The sequence below is a fragment of the Curtobacterium sp. PhB170 genome (genome assembly GCF_003752345.1).
In the GTDB taxonomy this organism is placed as follows: Bacteria; Actinomycetota; Actinomycetes; order Actinomycetales; family Microbacteriaceae; genus Curtobacterium.
Map to the genome: position 1 here is coordinate 462,098 of NZ_RJUM01000011.1, position 17,868 is coordinate 479,965.

Annotated in this window: 12 protein-coding genes and 1 other RNA gene; 3 read left to right on the forward strand and 10 right to left on the reverse strand. The window is 70.3% G+C overall.

Annotated features, from left to right (window positions below):
- Positions 1–18: 18 nt before the first annotated feature.
- The 8 genes from EDF40_RS12930 to EDF40_RS12965 all read right to left on the reverse strand — a co-directional run bounded on the left by EDF40_RS12930 (position 19) and on the right by EDF40_RS12965 (position 7,905).
- Positions 19–1,686: an APC family permease gene (locus tag EDF40_RS12930; protein ID WP_221180466.1), complete on the reverse strand. Its 1,668-nt coding sequence runs from the start codon at positions 1,684–1,686 to the stop codon at positions 19–21.
- A 129-nt stretch (positions 1,687–1,815) separates the two neighbouring features.
- Complete coding sequence (locus tag EDF40_RS12935) at positions 1,816–2,625, reverse strand: hypothetical protein (RefSeq protein ID WP_123339818.1); 810 nt, start codon at positions 2,623–2,625, stop codon at positions 1,816–1,818.
- Between the two features lie 156 nt (positions 2,626–2,781).
- Positions 2,782–3,158: a transfer-messenger RNA gene (gene ssrA, locus EDF40_RS12940) on the reverse strand.
- Positions 3,159–3,259: 101 nt separating this feature from the next.
- A complete protein-coding gene (gene smpB, locus EDF40_RS12945) occupies positions 3,260–3,736 on the reverse strand; it encodes an SsrA-binding protein SmpB (RefSeq protein WP_123294782.1) in 477 nt (158 codons plus the stop codon).
- An 89-nt stretch (positions 3,737–3,825) separates the two neighbouring features.
- On the reverse strand, positions 3,826–4,740 hold the full coding sequence (gene ftsX / locus EDF40_RS12950) for a permease-like cell division protein FtsX (protein WP_111086440.1): 915 nt from the start codon (positions 4,738–4,740) through the stop codon (positions 3,826–3,828).
- A complete protein-coding gene (gene ftsE / locus EDF40_RS12955) occupies positions 4,737–5,492 on the reverse strand; it encodes a cell division ATP-binding protein FtsE (protein ID WP_111086441.1) in 756 nt (251 codons plus the stop codon). The genes ftsX and ftsE overlap by 4 nt, the downstream gene beginning before the upstream one ends.
- Before the next feature lie 61 nt (positions 5,493–5,553).
- Positions 5,554–6,663 carry a peptide chain release factor 2 gene (gene prfB / locus EDF40_RS12960; protein WP_111086442.1) on the reverse strand — a complete coding sequence of 370 codons (1,110 nt, stop codon included), beginning with the start codon at positions 6,661–6,663 and terminating at the stop codon, positions 5,554–5,556.
- 60 nt (positions 6,664–6,723) lie between these two features.
- Positions 6,724–7,905, reverse strand: a complete 1,182-nt coding sequence (locus tag EDF40_RS12965) for a cysteine desulfurase family protein (RefSeq protein ID WP_123339917.1) — start codon at positions 7,903–7,905, stop codon at positions 6,724–6,726.
- Positions 7,906–7,964: 59 nt separating this feature from the next.
- On the opposite strand from EDF40_RS12965, the gene EDF40_RS19625 reads away from it, so the two are divergent.
- From EDF40_RS19625 to glgB, 3 genes are all read left to right on the forward strand, one after another.
- Positions 7,965–10,091 carry a glycogen-debranching protein gene (locus tag EDF40_RS19625; protein WP_123339819.1) on the forward strand — a complete coding sequence of 709 codons (2,127 nt, stop codon included), beginning with the start codon at positions 7,965–7,967 and terminating at the stop codon, positions 10,089–10,091.
- Between the two features lie 249 nt (positions 10,092–10,340).
- Positions 10,341–12,341, forward strand: coding sequence for an alpha-1,4-glucan--maltose-1-phosphate maltosyltransferase (locus EDF40_RS12975; protein ID WP_173168709.1), 2,001 nt, complete (start codon positions 10,341–10,343; stop codon positions 12,339–12,341).
- The gene (gene glgB, locus EDF40_RS12980; RefSeq protein WP_221180467.1) at positions 12,338–14,893 is read left to right on the forward strand and encodes a 1,4-alpha-glucan branching protein GlgB; all 2,556 of its coding nucleotides are present in this window, start codon (positions 12,338–12,340) and stop codon (positions 14,891–14,893) included. Before EDF40_RS12975 ends, glgB begins: the two co-directional genes overlap by 4 nt.
- Positions 14,894–15,100: 207 nt before the next feature.
- Here glgB and EDF40_RS12985 read toward each other — a convergent pair whose 3' ends face one another.
- Positions 15,101–16,108 (reverse strand): tetratricopeptide repeat protein, encoded by a 1,008-nt coding sequence (locus EDF40_RS12985; RefSeq protein ID WP_123339820.1) that lies wholly within the window; start codon positions 16,106–16,108, stop codon positions 15,101–15,103.
- On the reverse strand, positions 16,105–17,847 hold the full coding sequence (locus EDF40_RS12990) for a hypothetical protein (RefSeq protein WP_148053833.1): 1,743 nt from the start codon (positions 17,845–17,847) through the stop codon (positions 16,105–16,107). Before EDF40_RS12990 ends, EDF40_RS12985 begins: the two co-directional genes overlap by 4 nt.
- Positions 17,848–17,868 lie beyond the last annotated feature (21 nt).

Sequence of the window (17,868 nt, forward strand, 5' to 3'; positions counted from 1 at the left end):
GGTGAACTTGTTCGACTTCTAGTGGTGCACCGGCTCGACCACGCCTGATTCCTCGACGTCACGCACGTCGTCGGCCGTGCGGAGGATCTCCGCACGGTCCGAGGCGGAGTTGATCGCCCAGTAGTAGATCACCAACGAGAACACCGCGACCACGACGATGTCGATCCACAACGGGAACACCGGGTGCGTCAGCGGACCGAAGTCACTGAGGAACACGATGAGCCCCATGCCGATCAGGTAGGGCAGCAGCCACTGCGCCGCCTTCCAGTCCCAGCGCGGCCGGACGCTGGAGGCACCGCGGAACACGTTGTTCAGGATGATCACCACGGCACCGATGAGGATCGCGACGCCGAGCTTCCAGTCGGTGTCCCACCCGGTCCACAGGATGATGAGGTTCGCGACGATGAACGCGATCGGCGACAGCACCGCGGCGGCGGGCATCCGGTAGGGGCGCTCGATCTCCGGGATCCGCTTCCGGAACGCACCGAGCGCCAACGGGGCGCCGGCGTACATCAGGACCGACGCGCTCGTGATGAGGCTCACCAGCCCCTGCCACGAGGGGAACGGTGCGAAGCACGCGCAGCCGACGACGAACGCCGTGACGAGCCCGACCCACGGCACACCCTGCTTCGTCGTCCACTCGAACGCCTTCGGGAAGTACCCGTTGCGACTGAGTCCGTAGGAGATGCGGCTCGTCGCCGTCACGTAGATCAGGCCGGTGCCCGCCGGCGAGATGATCGCGTCGATGAAGATGACCACCGCCAGCCACGTGAGGCCCGCAGCCATCGCGATGTCGGCGAACGGACCGGTGTACTTCGTGAAGTCCGCGGTGGCCCAGGACCCCTGGATCGCATCCGACCGGAGCACCCCGAGGAACACGACCTGCAGCAGCAGGTAGATCACCAGCCCGATGAGCACCGAGCCGATGACGGCGCGCGGGATGTCCCGCCGCGGGTTCTTCGCTTCGCCTGCGAGCTGGTCGGCCTGCTCGAAGCCCAGGAAGGCGAAGATGATGCCGGAGGTGGACACCGCCGCCAGGACCCCCTTGGCGCCCTCGGGCATGAAGCCGTCGGCCGCCGTGAAGTTCGAGCCGTGGAACCCGCTGAACGCCAGCACGATGATGACCAGCAGCGGGATGGCGACCTTCCACCACGTCGCCGCCGAGTTCGTGTTCGCGAGGATCCGGACGCTGAGCAGGTTGATCACGGTGACCACCGCCATGAGGACGACGGCGACCGCGATGCCCGCGCTGGTGAGCAGCTGCTGCGTCTCCCCGTCCACCGTCGTGGTGTGCAGCCACGGGTGCGCGAACTGCCAGTGCTGCGCGTACTTGATCATCGCCTCGACCTCGATCGGGGCGACGGTCACGGACTGCAACCAGGAGAACCAGCCGAACGACGCACCGGCGATGCCCCCGAACGCGATGTGGGGGAACCGCGCCGTTCCGCCCGCGATCGGGAACATGCCGCCGAGTTCGGCGTGCACGAGGGCGAGGACGAGGATCGCCACACCACCGATGAGCCACGAGATGATCGCGGCCGGGCCCGCGGTCTTCAGGGCCTCCTGCGACCCGAAGAGCCATCCGGAGCCGATGATCGACCCCGTCGAGGCCCAGATGAGCCCGATGAAGCCCACGTTCCGCTTGAGGCCGGAGTCCGGCAACGCCGGCGTCGTCGTTGTAGCCACTGCTGCTCCCGTCGAGTGAGCGCGCCCCACGAACGGGGGTCGCGCTCATCGACTCTGGCACCGTGGCCGCGGCTTGGCCGGATTTTGTAACACGCCGGAAACAATTGTGCTGTATAAGCACTCAGGCTGCTACTTCTTGGACTTCTTCTTCTTGCCGTCGTCCTTCTTGTCCGACTTCTTCTTGTCGGACTTCTTCTTGTCGGATTTCTTCTTGTCGGACTTCTTCTCGTCCGACTTCTTCTTGCCGTCGTCCTGCTTCTTGGACGGCTTCTTCTCCGACTTCTCCTGCTTCGCTTGCGCCGAGGGCAAGGGCAGGACCGTCGCCTGCTCCGGCGACTCGACCCCGTCGATCGGCTCGACGACCACGGCGGAACCCGTGTCCAGCGCGACATCGACCGCGCGCTCCTCGAGTACGGGCGCGAGCGCGTCGGTGACCCGCTCGACGGTGAGCACCGCGTCGTCTTCGGCGAGACGCAACAGCGCCTGCGCGGTCCGCACACGGGTCGTGGTCCTGCGTGCCAGGACGTCGGCCCGCGCACCCTCGAGGAACGTGCGGAGCGTCCGCTCGACGACCGACCGCCCACGCGGCGCAGCGCGGTCCAGGCGGTCCAGCTCACCGGCGACCCCGGCCACGTCGTCGGCGACGTGCTCGTGCCGCACCGACTCGATCAGTGCCGCGATCGCTGCAGCACCCCGCTCAACGGCAGCCGAGCGCTGGTCGAGCACGACGAGCATCTCGACGACCGAACCGTAGGTGACGGTCTCGAGGCGCACGGGCTCGGCACCCCGGCCGCGGACGACCAGGCGAGCGTCTGGCGTGGGCAGCCAGGCAGCGAGGGCTGCGACCGTCGCGACGGACCCGACGATCCGCTCGTAGTCGGCGAGCACCACTCGCTCCTGCTCGCGCAGACGGACTCGGATCGCGATCTCCTGCACCACGTGGGGGCCTTCCGTTCGGGGTCGGCACGGGCGTGTCCCGGCGCCTGCAACGGATCGTAGTCCTGCGAAGTGGCCGAACAGCGAACGCCCCGGCATCGTCCAAAGACGGTGGCGGGGCGTTCGGTCAACGGTGACAGCGGCTCGACGACCGGCGAATGGTGGAGATGGGGGGAATCGAACCCCCGTCCATCGCTGCAATTCGACGTCTTCTACGGGCGTATCCGGATAGTTCGTTCTGCTCGGCCCCGTCCTTTGCTACCGGCTTCTAGGACGACGGGCCCAGTCTCAGTGCAAGTCCCGCACGGCCCTGAGGCGCAACCGTGCAGCAAGTCCTCTGGATGACGCCGGGATCAGGTTAGGGGACGGTCACCTGGCCGACGGACTTCATGTGCTGGGCTGCTTACGCAGCGAGAGCGAAGTCAGTGCGCTTGGAATTGGCACTTGTTGTTTTCCACGGATCGTTCACGAGATAACCGTGGGTCCTCGGCCCGCTTCCCGTCGGCACACAGGCAATGTCGAAACCGATCATCCCCATGCGGGCCGGACGTGCGAGCCGCTGTCACGCTGTTGAGTTGTGTTGCGACTGCTCCGATCGGAGCAGTCCCTCAGTCTAGCCGACCGAGGTGCGAGGCCGCTACTCGCCGACGCGGTTCTTCGTGCGCATGGCCCGCTCGGCCTCACGCTTGTCGGTCTTCTCCCGCATGGCCTGACGCTTGTCGAACTCGCGCTTGCCCTTCGCGACGGCGATCTCGATCTTCGCTCGGCCGTCGTGGAAGTAGATCTGCAACGGCACCAGCGTGTAGCCGCCCTGAGCCGTCTTGTGCGAGATCTTCACGATCTGCTGCTTGTGCAGGAGCAGCTTGCGCTTGCGCCGAGGTGCGTGGTTGTTCCACGTGCCCTCGGTGTACTCGGGGATGTGCACCGCATCGATCCAGGCTTCGCCCCGGTCGATGTAGGCGTACCCGTCGACCAGCGAGGCACGACCCATGCGCAGGGACTTCACCTCGGTGCCGGACAGGACCATGCCGGCCTCGTAGGTGTCCTCGATGAGGTAGTCGTGTCGGGCGCGACGGTTCGTCGCGACGATCTTCTCACCGCGTTCCTTCGCCATGACGACTCCTCTCGTTCCGGGCACTGCGCTGCGCAGCCCTACACACTACCCAACAGCGGGCGCCCCACGCACCTTCCCGGCGCGGCGGATCAGACCTTGAGGTAGCGGCGGATGGCGATCGACGCCGACACCGCGGCGAGCAACACCCCGATGACGATCACCGACGGCACCACGATGGCCGCATCCCCCATGCCGATGAACGCCGTGCCGGTGAAGCGCTCGGCCAGGAAGTTCCGGACGAAGAACCACACCACCGCGGTGATGGCACCACCCGCCAGGACGGCTCCGATGGCGGCGGCGATCACCCCCTCGAGCACGAACGGCGTCTGGATGAACCGGTTCGACGCACCGACCAGCCGCATGATGCCGAGCTCTCGCCGGCGACTGAAGGCGGACAACCGGATCGTGGTCGCGATGAGGAGCACGGCGGCGACGAGCATGAGCGCCGCGATGCCGATCGCCGTGTACGACGACGCGTTGAGCAGGTTGAAGATCGGTTGCAGGTAGCCGCGTTGGTCGACGACGCTCTGCACACCGGCGACCTTCGACAGGCTCTCGACGAGGACGTCGGCCTGCGACGGGTTCTTCAGGTTCACCCAGAAGGTCTCGTTGAGGTACTCGGGCTTGACGAACTCGGTCGCCGCGGAGTCCTTGAACTGCTCCTTGAAGCGGGTGAACGCCTGGTCCTGGTCCTCGTAGTACGTCTTCTCGATGTACGGCTTGAGGGTGGACGACTCGAGCTGGGCCTGGACCTGCTTCCGCTGGTCCTCGGTGGCCTTGGCACCCGTGCAGTTGCCGGTGGTGTCGGTGTCGGTGCACAGGTAGACGGCGACCTGCGCCCGGTCGTACCAGTACCCCTTCATCTGGTTGATCTGCATCTGGAGCAGGATCGCGGTCCCGACGAAGGTGAGCGAGATGAAGGTCACGAGGACGACGGAGACGACCATCGACGCGTTGCGCCGCAGGCCCGAGCCGACCTCGGACATGACGAGCCCGAGCCTCATCGGATGAGCCCCGGGATGGTCTGGATGCCGGTCGTGTTCGACACGGTGCCGCGCTGGATCGGGACCGCCTGGGTCTGGTAGCCGCCGGACTGCTCGTCACGGAGGACCGTGCCGTTCGACAGCTCGATGACCCGACGCTGCATCTGGTTCACGATGCTCGCGTCGTGGGTCGCCATGAGCACGGTGGTGCCTCCTTGGTTGATGCGTTCGAGGAGCGCCATGATGCCGGCGGACGTGGTGGGGTCCAGGTTGCCGGTGGGCTCGTCGGCCAGCAGGATCGCCGGCTTGTTGACGACGGCGCGGGCGATCGCCACGCGCTGCTGCTCACCACCGGAGAGCTCGTGCGGCATGCGGGTCGCCTTGCCCGCGAGCCCGACGAGCTTCAGCACGTCGGTGACGGCCTCGCTGATGAAGCCCTTGCTCTTGCCGATCACCTGCAGCGAGAACGCGACGTTGTCGAAGACGTTCTTGTTGGGCAGGAGTCGGAAGTCCTGGAAGACGACGCCGAGGTTGCGCCGGAAGTACGGGACCTTCCGCGACGCCAGGGACCCGAGGCGCTGCCCGAGCACGTGGATCTGGCCACGGGAGGGCTTCTCCTCCTTGAGCACGAGGCGCAGGAAGCTGGACTTGCCGGAACCCGAGGCGCCCACGAGGAACACGAACTCGCCCTTGAGGATCTCGAGGGTGAGGTTGTCGAGCGCCGGACTCGGGTTGCCCGAGTAGACCTTGGTGACCTGGTCGAATTTGATCATGACCGGATCAGGGTAGGTCGCCCCGCTTGGAAAGCAAGCGAGGCGCGCGGCTCACGAACCCCTACGCGTCGACGGATTGCTTGCGCCAGCGGATGCCGGCGTTGATGAAGCCGTCCAGGTCGCCGTCGAACACGGCTGAGGGGTTGTTCACCTCGTGCTCGCTCCGCAGGTCCTTGACCATCTGGTACGGCGCCAGCACGTAGGACCGGATCTGGTCGCCCCAGCTCGCCGTGATGTTGCCGGCGAGCTCCTTCTTCTTCGCGTTCTCCTCTTCCTTCTTCAGGAGGAGCAGGCGCGACTGCAGCACGCGCATGGCGGCCGCACGGTTCTGGATCTGCGACTTCTCGTTCTGCATCGAGACGACGGTGCCGGTCGGGATGTGCGTCAGGCGCACCGCGGAGTCCGTCGTGTTGACGGACTGCCCGCCGGGGCCCGACGAGCGGAAGACGTCGACGCGGATGTCGTTCTCGGGGATGTCGATGACCATCGTCTCCGGCATGAGCGGGATGACCTCGACCGCGGCGAACGAGGTCTGCCGCTTGCCCGCTGCACCGAACGGCGACATGCGGACGAGGCGGTGGGTGCCGGCCTCGATCGACAGGGTGCCGAAGGCGTGGGGGGCGTCGACCTCGAACGTGGCGGACTTGATGCCCGCTTCTTCGGCGTAGGACGTCTCCATCACGGTGGTCTTGAAGCCGTGCTGCTCGGCGTACCGCAGGTACATGCGCATGAGCATCTCGGCGAAGTCCGCGGCGTCGACGCCACCGGCCCCGGCACGGATGGTGATCACGGCGGGGCGGTCGTCGTACTCGCCGTCGAGGAGCGTCTGCACCTCGAGGTCGCCCATGGTCTTCTGGATCGCCTTGAGCTCGGCGACGGCTTCGTCGGCCGAGTCCTGGTCGTCGCCCTCGTTCGCCATCTCGACGAGCACCTCGAGGTCGTCGATGCGACGCTCGGTGTCGGTGATCTTCTTGAGCTCCGACTGCCGGTGCGAGAGCGCGCTCGTCACCTGCTGCGCGTGCTCGACGTCGTCCCAGAGGTCCTGGGCGCCCGCCTGCTCGCTGAGGTCGGCGATCTCACGCTGCAGGCGGTCGACGTCGACCACCGAGCGGATGTTGCCGAAGGTCTCTCGGAGGGCGGAGAGCTGCTCGGTGAAGTCCAGTTCGACCATGGTCACCGATCCTACCGGCGCGGCAGGCCGGTCGGCGTCGCACCCCCGCCGGAGGGCGCTCTAGCGCCCGAGCAGCGGCTCCCGCGACGCCATGCCGGCAGCCCCGGCCCGCGCGACCGCGTCCGGCAGCGCGGCCAGGAAGGCGTCGACGTCCGCATCGGTCGAGGTGTGCCCGAGCGTGATCCGGAGCGCGCCGCGGGCGTCCTGCTCCGACAGGCCCATCGCGAGCAGCACGTGCGACGCCTCGGGTACGCCGGCCTGGCACGCCGACCCGGTCGACACGGCGACCCCGGCCGCGTCGAGCAGGAACAGCAGCGAGTCGCCCTCGCAGCCCGGGAACGTGAAGTGCGCGTTGCCGGGCAGCCGGTCGTCGGGATCGCCCATCAGCACGGCGGACGGCACGGCGGCACGGACACCGGCGACGAGCCGGTCGCGCAGGGCGACGAGCGACGGGTGCGGCATCGGCTCGGCGGCGACCATCGTGGCCGCGACGCCGAACGAGGCCGCAGCGGGGGCGTCCTGCGTGCCGCTCCGCACCTGGCGCTGCTGCCCGCCGCCGTGGATGAGGGGCTCGACGGTGGCCTTCCGCCCGAGCACCAGCGCACCGATGCCGACCGGTCCGCCGACCTTGTGGGCGGAGACGCTCAGGGCGTCGAGGCCGGACACGGCGAACGACACCGGCACCTGGCCGTAGGCGGCGACGGCGTCGCTGTGCACGGGCACGCCGGCGGCGTGCGCCAGCTCCACGATCCGTGCCACGGGCTGGATGGTGCCCACCTCGTTGTTCGCCCACAGGAACGTGACCAGGGCTACGTCGTCGGCGGAGGTGAGTCGTGCCTCCAGTCCGACGAGGTCGACGCGACCCTGCGCGTCCAACGGGACCACGTCGATGACGGCCCCCTCGTGCGTCTCCAACCAGGTCAGGGTGTCGACGGTGGCGTGGTGCTCGCCGCCGGGGACGACGATGCGGGGGCGGGCACGGTCGCGTTGACGAGCCCAGAACAGGCCCTTCACGGCGAGGTTGATGCTCTCGGTGCCGCCGGAGGTGAACACGACCTCGACGGTGTCGGCGTCGAGCGACCGGGCGACCGCGACGCGGCCGTCCTCGAGCAGCATCTTGGCGCGCTGCCCGGCGCTGTGGATCGAGGACGGGTTGCCGACGGTTCCGAGCGCGTCGGTGAACGCGGCGAGCGCCTCCGGCAGGATCGGCGTCGTCGCGGCGTGGTCGAGGTAGACCGGCATCTGCACCCCCTGGAACGAGCGGTGTCCAGGATACGCGCCGGTCCTCGTACCCTTGTCGGGTGCACGAGACAGCGATCGACCACACCCCGGGGTTCGACCTCGGGGCCGACGTCCCGCGGTTCTCCCTGCGGTCCGCCACCGCCACGGCCGTCGTCGTGGTCGTCGAGCGAGCGGGCGGGCAGCCGGTCCGGTACCCGCTCGAGCGGCTGCCGGCGACCGACCTGTGGACGGCCGAGACCCCAGGCGTCGCCCCGGGCGACCGGTACCACCTGCTCGTCGACGGGCCCGTCGGACCGCGGAACGAGTTCGACCCGACCCGGCCCCTGCTCGACCCCTACGCCCGTGGCATCGCCCCGACCGGCGTGCCCGAGAGCGCACCCGACACCGGGTCCGGAACCGACACCGGGGCCGGACCCGACACCGGGGCCGGCGCGCCCCGCTGGACGAGCGTCGTCGTGGACGACGCCTTCGACTGGGGCGGCGTCGTCAAGCCCACGGTCCCGCTCGACCGCGCCGTGGTCTACGAGGCGAACGTCCGCACCCTGACCGCCGCGAACCCGCACCTGCCGGAGCACCTGCGCGGCACGTACGCCGGGGTGGCGCACGAGAGCACCATCGCGCACCTGCACCGGATCGGTGTCACGACGCTCGAGCTCCTGCCGGTGCACGCGTTCGACACCGAGAACTGGTTGCGGGACGCCGGCCGCGAGAACGCCTGGGGCTACAACACGCTCGGGTTCTTCGCGCCGCACGCCGCGCACGCCTCGGCTCCCGCACGGGCCGAGGGCGCGTCCGCGGTCCTGCGCGAGTTCAAGGGCATGGTCCGGCTGCTGCACGAAGCGGGCATCCAGGTGGTGCTCGACGTCGTCTACAACCACACGGCGGAAGAGGGCCTCGGCGGACCCACCACGAGCCTGCGCGGCATCGACGGCGCGGAGCGGTACCGGTGGACCGAGGCCGCGCCGCCGTTCCGGGACACCTACTACGACACCACCGGCTGCGGGAACACCCTGGACACCTCGGTGGAGTCCACGGCCGACCTGATCGTCGACAGCCTGGTCTACTGGGCCCGCGAGGTGCAGGTCGACGGCTTCCGCTTCGACCTGATGGCCGCGCTCGCCCGCGACGCCCACCACGTCTTCGATCCGCAGCACCCGCTGCTCGAGCGGATCCGGAACCACCCCGACCTGCAGGACACCCTGGTCATCGCCGAGCCGTGGGACGTCGGACCCGACGGTTGGAAGACCGGCTCGTTCGGCGCGGCCGGCGACCGCACCGGTGAGTGGAACGACGGCTTCCGCAACACGGTCCGCCAGTTCTGGCTGACGGACATCGCCGAGGAACGCCGCAACGGCATGCCCCGCACCGGCATCGGCGCCCTCGCCGGAGCCCTGACCGGCTCGCGCCACGTCTTCGGCGTCGACCGCGGCCCACTCGCGAGCGTCAACTTCGTCACCGCCCACGACGGCTTCACGCTGCTCGACCTGGTGTCGTACGACGGCAAGCACAACGCGGCGAACGGCGAGGAGAACCGCGACGGTTCGAACGACAACCGCTCGTTCAACCACGGCATCGAGGGCGACACCGCCGACCGCGGCGTCCGGGCAGCGCGCGGCCGGTCGATGCGGAACCTCGCGGCGACGCTGCTGCTCTCCGCCGGGGTGCCGATGCTCACCGCGGGCGACGAGCGGAGCCGCACGCAGCACGGCAACAACAACGCGTACGTCGTGTCCGACGACCTCACCCCGGTGGACTGGTCCGACGACGAGGACGCCGAGTCGATGACCGAGGCCGTCGCCGCGCTCGCCCGGTTCCGGCAGGCGCACCCCGCACTCCGGCCGACGCGCTTCGGCGTCGAGGGGCAGGAGACCGCGGGTGCCTCGCGGATGTCCTGGTACGGGCCGGACGGGCACCCGATGACCATCGAGGGCTGGGACCAGCCGGTGCACCGCGTCCTGCAGTACTTCGCCGAGTCGACGCCCGAGCACGAGCCGTACGACCGCGTGCTGGTCGTGGTGCACGGCAGCGGGCGCACACGTGACCTGACGCTGCCGGTGCGCGAGGACGTGCTCGGCTACCGCCTCGCGTGGTCGAGCGAGAAGCACCGTGACCACGAGCGGCTCCGCCCCGCCGGTCAGGTGTTCACCGCCTACGGCCCCGGCATCCACCTGTTCGAGCCGGCGTAGCGCCGGGCGTTCGGGCGCTCGCGCGCTCGCGCGCTGCGCCCCGTCAACGTCATCGCGCCCCGGAGAGTCGGGGCGCGATGACCACGGCGGGGCGCAACGTGGTCCCAATCGGCGGTCGGACGGGAGGCCCGTGGCGGCCCCGCCACGGGCCTCCCGTCCGTCCCTCCACCGGCACGAGCGACCGACGAGCTGTCCACACGACACGCGTTCCGGGGAACGTCCGGGCGGCTTCCGGGTAGCGTCGGCTCCGTGGCCACCGCAGACCGACCCCGCCGACCGAAGATCGGGCGCATCCCGATCACCGAGCTCGCCCCGAGGACGCCGAACGGGTTCCCCGGCAAGGCGTTCGACGGCGAGGTGATCACGTTCGGTGCGACCGTCTTCCGAGAAGGACACGGCATCATCGGCGCCGACCTCGTCCTCGAACGCCCGGACGGGGGCACCAGGACCGTCCCCCTGGCCCTCGGCGCGCCCGGGACCGACCGGTACGAGGCGACCGTCCAGGTCGACCACGTCGGCGTCTGGACCTGGCACGTCGAGTCCTACTCCGACGACTGGGCAACGTGGCTGCACGCCGCACGGCTGAAGATCGCGGCCGGGGTGGACACCGAGGCGACGCTCCTCGACGGCGCCCTGCTGCTCGACCGGCTCGCCGACGAGACCGACTCCCCCGCCGCCACCCGCGCGGCAGCGAAGGTGCGCGACACCGACCTCGACCCGGCCGAGCGCCTGGCCGCCGTCGACGACCCGCGCATCGTGGCCGAGGTCGAGGAAGCCCCGCTCACCTCGCTCCGGACGCACTCCCCGACGCAGCTGCTCGACGTCGAGCGCACCCGCGCCGGCGTCGGCGCCTGGTACGAGTTCTTCCCCCGCAGCGAAGGCGCGAAGAAGAACCCGGACGGCTCGTGGAAGAGCGGCGACTTCCGGACCTCGGCTCGCCGTCTGCCCGCCGTCGCCCGGATGGGCTTCGACGTCGTCTACCTGCCGCCGATCCACCCGATCGGCACGACCGCGCGCAAGGGCCCGAACAACACGCTCACCCCGGGGCCGCACGACCCCGGCAGCCCCTGGGCGATCGGCTCCCCCGAGGGCGGGCACGACGCGATCCACCCCGACCTCGGGTCGGAGGACGACTTCCGCGACTTCGTCGAGACCGCGAAGAACACCGGCATGGAAGTGGCACTCGACTTCGCGCTCCAGTGCTCCCCCGACCACCCCTGGGTCACCGAGCACCCGAACTGGTTCACGCAGCGCGCCGACGGCTCGATCGCCACGGCCGAGAACCCGCCGAAGCGCTACCAGGACATCTACCCGATCCAGTTCGACTCCGACCCCGAGGGCCTGGTCGCCGAGGTCCTGCGCGTCCTGCGGCACTGGATCGACTTCGGCATCCGGATCTTCCGGGTCGACAACCCGCACACCAAGCCGCTCTGGTTCTGGGAGCGCGTCATCCGCGAAGTCCGCGACGAGCACCCGGACACCGTCTTCCTGGCCGAGGCGTTCACCCGTCCGGCGATGATGCGCGCACTGGCTGAGGTCGGGTTCCAGCAGTCGTACTCGTACTTCACGTGGCGGAACACGAAGGAAGAGATCGAGTCCTACTTCGAGGAGCTGTCGCACGAGACGAGCGACTACCTGCGCCCGAACCTGTTCGTGAACACGCCGGACATCCTCACCGAGTACCTGCAGTTCGGCGGTCGCGCCGGCTACAAGGTGCGTGCCGCACTCGCTGCGACGGGCGCCCCGACGTGGGGCATGTACTCCGGGTACGAGCTGTTCGAGGACGTCGCCCGACCGGGCTCGGAAGAGAACATCGACAACGAGAAGTACGAGTACAAGCCGCGTGACTTCGCCCTGGCCGAGGCCGAGGGCGCGTCGCTCGCCCCGTACGTGACGATGCTCAACCGGCTCCGTGCCGCGCACCCCGCCCTCCGCCAGCTGCGGAACCTGCACGTGCACGCCGCCGACGACCCGGCGACCGTCGTGTACTCGAAGCACCTGTCCGGCGAGTTCATCCGCTCCGGGCACGCCGACACCGTGATCGTCGTCGCGAACGTCGACCCGCACTCGGCGCGTGAGACCACCGTGCACCTGGACCTCGCTGCGCTCGGCCTGCCGGCCGACAGCCGGTTCGACGTCCGTGACGTCGTGACCGGGCAGCGCTGGGTCTGGGGCGCGTCGAACTACGTCCGCCTGGACGCGTTCCAGGAACCCGTGCACCTGCTCGTCGTGGAAGGACTGCACCGATGACGAACGACCCGACCGCACCCCAGCCGACCCCGCCGTCGCGCCGCGGCCCCGCCGTGCCGCCGGTCCCGCCCCCGCCGCCGCCCGTGCCCGCGCGGACACCGTCCGACGCGAAGCCGGAGCCGCGCTACGAGCCGCGGGTCTCCGCCCCCGACGAGGACCTGCCAGGCGCTCCCGCTGCACCGCGCGAGGCGCCCGACCGCGGGGTCGCCGAGTCCGCCACGCTGGCGGGGCACCCCGTCGACGCGACGCACCCGCGGGTACCGTCCGTCGACGCCGTCGCGTCCTCGGGCGCTCCGACCGGAGGCCCGTCCACCGTTGCGCCGTCGACCGCCCTCCCGACGCCGCCGGCTCCCGAGCCCGCCACCGCCGACAGCACGGGCCCGCGCCCGGCTCCGGTCGAGCAGTGGCTGCGCCAACAGGTCGCCGAGGGCCGTTGGTCCCAGCCCCACGACGTCCTCGGCCCGCACGCCGTCGACGGTGGCACGAGCGTCCGCGTGGTGCGCCACCTGGCGCAGGCGGTCCGGCTCGTCCGGCTCGACGGCGACGACGTCGAGCTGACCCACGAGGGCGACGGTCTCTGGGCCGGCGCCACCGCCGAGGAGCTCGGGCGCTACCGGGTCGAGGCCGACTACGACTTCGACGAGTCCTCGGAAGAGGACGACGCCACCTGGACGACCGACGACGCGTACCGGTTCGCCCCGACGCTCGGCGAGCTCGACCTGCACCTGTTCGGTGAGGGCCGCGACGAGCAGCTCTGGCACCACCTCGGCGCGCACGTCCGCACGATCGACGGCGTCGACGGCGTCGCGTTCTCCGTGTGGGCACCCCGAGCCACCGCCGTGCGCGTGATCGGCGACTTCGAGGGCTGGGAAGGCCGCACGACCGCGATGCGCCGCCTGAGCGACCTGGGCGTCTGGGAGCTGTTCTGGCCCGGAGCCGTCGCCGGACAGCGGTACAAGTTCCAGATCCTCACCGACTCCGGCTGGGTCGAGCGCGCTGACCCGTTCGCCCGCGAGGCCGAGATCGCCCCGGCCACCGCCTCGGTCATCACCGAGTCGAGCTACACGTGGTCCGAGGGCGACCGCGCCTGGATGGAACGCCGCGCGGAGACGACCACGCACGATGCGCCGATGAGCGTCTACGAGGTCCACCTCGGCTCGTGGCGCCCCGGGCTGTCGTACCGCGAGGTCGCCGACCAGCTCATCGGGCACGTGCAGTACACGGGCTTCACGCACGTGGAGTTCCTGCCGCTCGCAGAGCACCCGTTCGGCGGTTCGTGGGGCTACCAGGTCACCGGGTACTACGCCCCGACCGCACGCTACGGCTCCCCCGACGACCTGCGGTACCTGATCGACCGCCTGCACTCCGCCGGCATCGGCGTGATCATGGACTGGGTCCCCGGACACTTCCCGAAGGACGAGTGGGCACTCGGACGCTTCGACGGCCACGCATTGTTCGAGCACCCGGACCCCCGCCGCGGCGAGCAGCTCGACTGGGGCACGTACGTGTTCGACTTCGGGCAGCCGCAGGTCCGGAACTTCCTGGTCGCCAACGCCCTGTACTGGCTCGAGGAGTTCCACATCGACGGCCTGCGCGTCGACGCCGTCGCCTCGATCCTGTACCTCGACTACTCCCGCACCGACTGGCTGCCGAACATCCACGGCGGCCGCGAGAACCTGGACGCCGTCGCGTTCCTGCAGGAGACGAACGCCACCGCGTACAAGCGCTACCCGGGCATCGTGATGATCGCCGAGGAGAGCACCTCGTGGCCCGGCGTGACCCAGCCGACCAGCGCCGGTGGGCTCGGGTTCGGCCAGAAGTGGAACATGGGCTGGATGCACGACTCGCTCGAGTACGTGCAGCGCGACCCCGCGTACCGCAGCTACCACCACGACGAGATCACGTTCTCGCTCGTCTACGCCTTCAGTGAGCAGTTCACCCTGCCGATCAGCCACGACGAGGTCGTGCACGGCAAGGGTTCCCTCTACGGCAAGATGCCCGGCGACGAGTGGCAGAAGCTCGCGAACGTCCGGGCCTACCTGGCGTTCATGTGGGCGCACCCCGGCAAGCAGCTGCTCTTCATGGGGCAGGAGTTCGCCCAGCCCGCAGAGTGGTCCGAGGCGAAGGGACTCGACTGGTGGCTCCTCGACCAGCCCGGGCACCGCGGTGTGCAGGACCTCGTCGCCGCCCTGAACCGGGTCTACAAGGACACGCCCGCGCTCTGGACGCACGACAGCACGGCCGACGGCTTCGAGTGGATCGAGGGCGGCGACGCCCCCCACTCGACGCTCGGGTTCCTGCGCAAGGACGGCGACGACCGGCTGGCGGTGTTCGTGAACTTCTCGGGCGTGCCCGTGGAGCGCCGGTTCGGCCTGCCGAGCGCCGGCGAGTGGCACGAGGTGCTCAACACCGACGCCGCGGAGTACGGCGGCTCCGGTGTCGGCAACCTCGGGGTCGTCACCGCCGAGGACACCCCGTGGGCCGGCCGACCCGCGTCGGCGCACCTCGTGGTGCCGCCGCTCGGCGCCGTCTGGCTCGAGCTCGCGCGCTAGCGTCATCGCGTCCTGGACGCGACCGACAGACGGACGGGAGGCCCGGTGCCAGCTGGCACCGGGCCTCCCGTCCGTCGGGCGACGTGTCTGGAACCCGCGAGACGCCGTCGTGTCGCCGCGACGCCCCGGACGCAGCGAGACGCCGCCGGATTCGGCGGCGTCTCGCTGACACGACGGCGTCTGGGCCGGTCTCGAGCCGGCCTGGGACTAGTACAGGGCGCTCGCCAGGCGACGGCGGGCCGCGACCACGCGCGGGTCGTCGGTGCCGATGAGCTCGAAGTACTCGACCAGGCGGACGCGCAGGGCCTCACGGTCCTCGCCGAACACCGTCGGCACCAGGTCGAGCAGGCGCCCGAAGGCATCCTCGACGTGGCCACCGGAGATGTCGAGGTCGGCGACCGCGAGCTGCGCCTGGACGTCCTTCGGACCCGCACCGGCGGCGGCACGGATGTCGTCGGCGGTGTGGCCGTTCAGCCGGTCCAGGAGCGACACCTGCGCGAGCCCCGCGACGGCCATCTGGTCGTGCGGGTCCTGCAGGATCGCGGTCTTGTACTCGGTGATCGCCGTGGCGTAGTCGCCCTGCTCGATCGCGTCGTACGCGGCCTGGTGGTGCGGCGGCAGCGCTTCCGGCTCCGGCTCGCCCTGCTCGGCGGTGTCCTCGGGCGGAGCAGCACCGTCCACGGTGACGCGACCGGAGACGCCGTTCTGCTCGGCTGCCTGGAGCACCTGCTCGTAGACGTCGCGGACCTGCGCCTCGGGCAGCGCACCGACGAAGAGCCCGAGCGGGCGTCCGCCGATCAGCGCGGCCACGGTCGGGATCGACTGCGCTTGGAACGCCTGCACGAGCTGCGGGTTGGTGTCGGCGTCCACCTTGGCGAGCAGCACGCGCCCGCCGTACTCGGCGGTCAGCTGCTCGAGGATCGGCGAGAGCTGCTTGCACGGCCCGCACCACTCGGCCCAGATGTCGACGATGACCGGCACCACGGACGACAGCTCCAGGACGTCCTGGAACGTGTCGTCGGTGACGTCGAGCACGAGCGACGGGACGGTCAGGTCACCGCCGGTCTCGGCGCCCGGCGCTGGTGCACCGGTCGGGCTTCCCGCCTGCGCCGGAGCACCGGCGGGCGGCTGGGGCGGCCGCTGTGCGCGGTCGACGAGGGACGACAGGTCCACGGCTCCGCGGAGCCCGGACGGGGTCGGGGGGATGTTGCTCATTGCACCTCACTCGCTGCGGTCAGGCCCTGCGTGAACCCGAGCAGGACCACTTTGTCATCCGAGGCGACCGGCGGCACGTAGAAGAGCAGCTGGACGCCGTACGTGGCGCTGATGCCCTTCTTGCTCGTGTCGACCCCGGACAGTGCCTTGACGGCACCCTCGGTGTTGACCTCGGCGCCGGAGGCGGTCGGGGTCACCTTCTCGATCTCGTTGAGGTCGGCGGAGACGAGCGCGCCGGCGTCGTCGGTCGCGATGGCGACGGCGGAGTCCTCCGGGGCCTCGGACGAGTACTCGATCTTCGCCGTGTCCGGCAGGGACTGCGCCTTCTTGTCCTTGTAGGCCTTGCCGATGGTGGTGCGGAGGCCGTCACCCTCGGTGGCGAACAGGTCGGCGTACTCGCTCTTCGAGTCCTTGGACAGGATGTCGCCGTAGGCGGTCGCGACCTGGTCGGGGGCGATCGCGAGGAGCTTCGACTGCGGGGCCAGGAGCGCCGCGCCGATCGACGTCGGCGCGAGGCTCGGGATCTTGGCGTCGGCCTCGAGCGAGACGTCGTAGGCGACCTTGTACGGGTCGCGCGCGGTGTCCTGCACGAGCGTCAGGGCCTGCGGTGCCGACTTGGCGTCGCAGTCCTCGGCGACGATCACGAAGACCGTGCGCGGCCACGTGTCGGTCTGCTGTGGCAGCGCGACGCACACCTGACCGGCGGAGATCGCCGGCGGTGCCTTGACCTCGGTGTCCTTGCCGCGGATGGCGTAGTTCGCCGTCCGCAGGTCGAGCGCGGCACCGGTGAACCGGGTCGTCGCCAGGTCGGTGTCGCGGGCGCTGTCGGCCTTGTCGGCGACCGCCGCGATCCGCTCGACCACGCGGGTGATCTGCTGCTTGGTCGCCGCCGCGGGCTCGGTGGTCTCCGCCGCTCCGGTCGCACTGGCCGTGGGGGTCGGGGTCGCGAGCGAGGGGTCCCCGCCCTGCGGCCAGTAGTCGGACGAGCAGCCGGCCAGGGCGAGCGTGCCGACGAGGACCACAGGGACCGCGATGAACGCGCGCGATCCGCGGCGGCCCCGGGTCGGGACCTGGGCACCGGCGGCGGCGGCGCGACGCGAGGCCCGCACGCGCGGCGGTCGGGTGCCGCCGCTGCGACGACGCGGCCCACGACCGCGGCGCTGGTGCAGGAACGCCAGGACCAGCAGCACGATGCCGCCGAGTGCGAAGACGCCACCGGCCACGAGCAGGGGCCCGACGGACGGCGTTGCGGTGTCCTTCGGCCACGTCACCGAGACGTCGCTCGGCGCGGCGGCCTTGCCGTCGCCGACGATGAGGACCGAGACGTCCTGCGGCAGGCGGACCGTGAACTGCCCGGAGCCGTCGTACTCCTGGTACCAGAGGTCGCTGCCCTTGGGCGACGGGACGGACGCCTCGGAGCCGGTGGTCTTGCCCACCAGCTTCGCGCTCTCGGCGTCGAACCGGAGCGTGGTGTGCTCGGCGTCACCGACCCACGCGTCGACGTCGGCCGTCTTGCCGTACGCGGCGAAGACCTTGCCGGAGCCGGAGACGTTGATCCGCTGGTAGCCGGGGTTCGCGTTGAGCGTCGACCCGGGGATCACGGTGACGGGGGCAGAGCTCTTGGTGGTGCTGTCCGCGACGAGCGAGGACGGCGGCGCGAACACGGTCCGCTGTCCGACCGCCGTCGCGACGAGCAGCAGGCCGATGACGAAACTGACGATCGCCAGGACGAATCGCACGAACACTCTCCCTACCGCGCC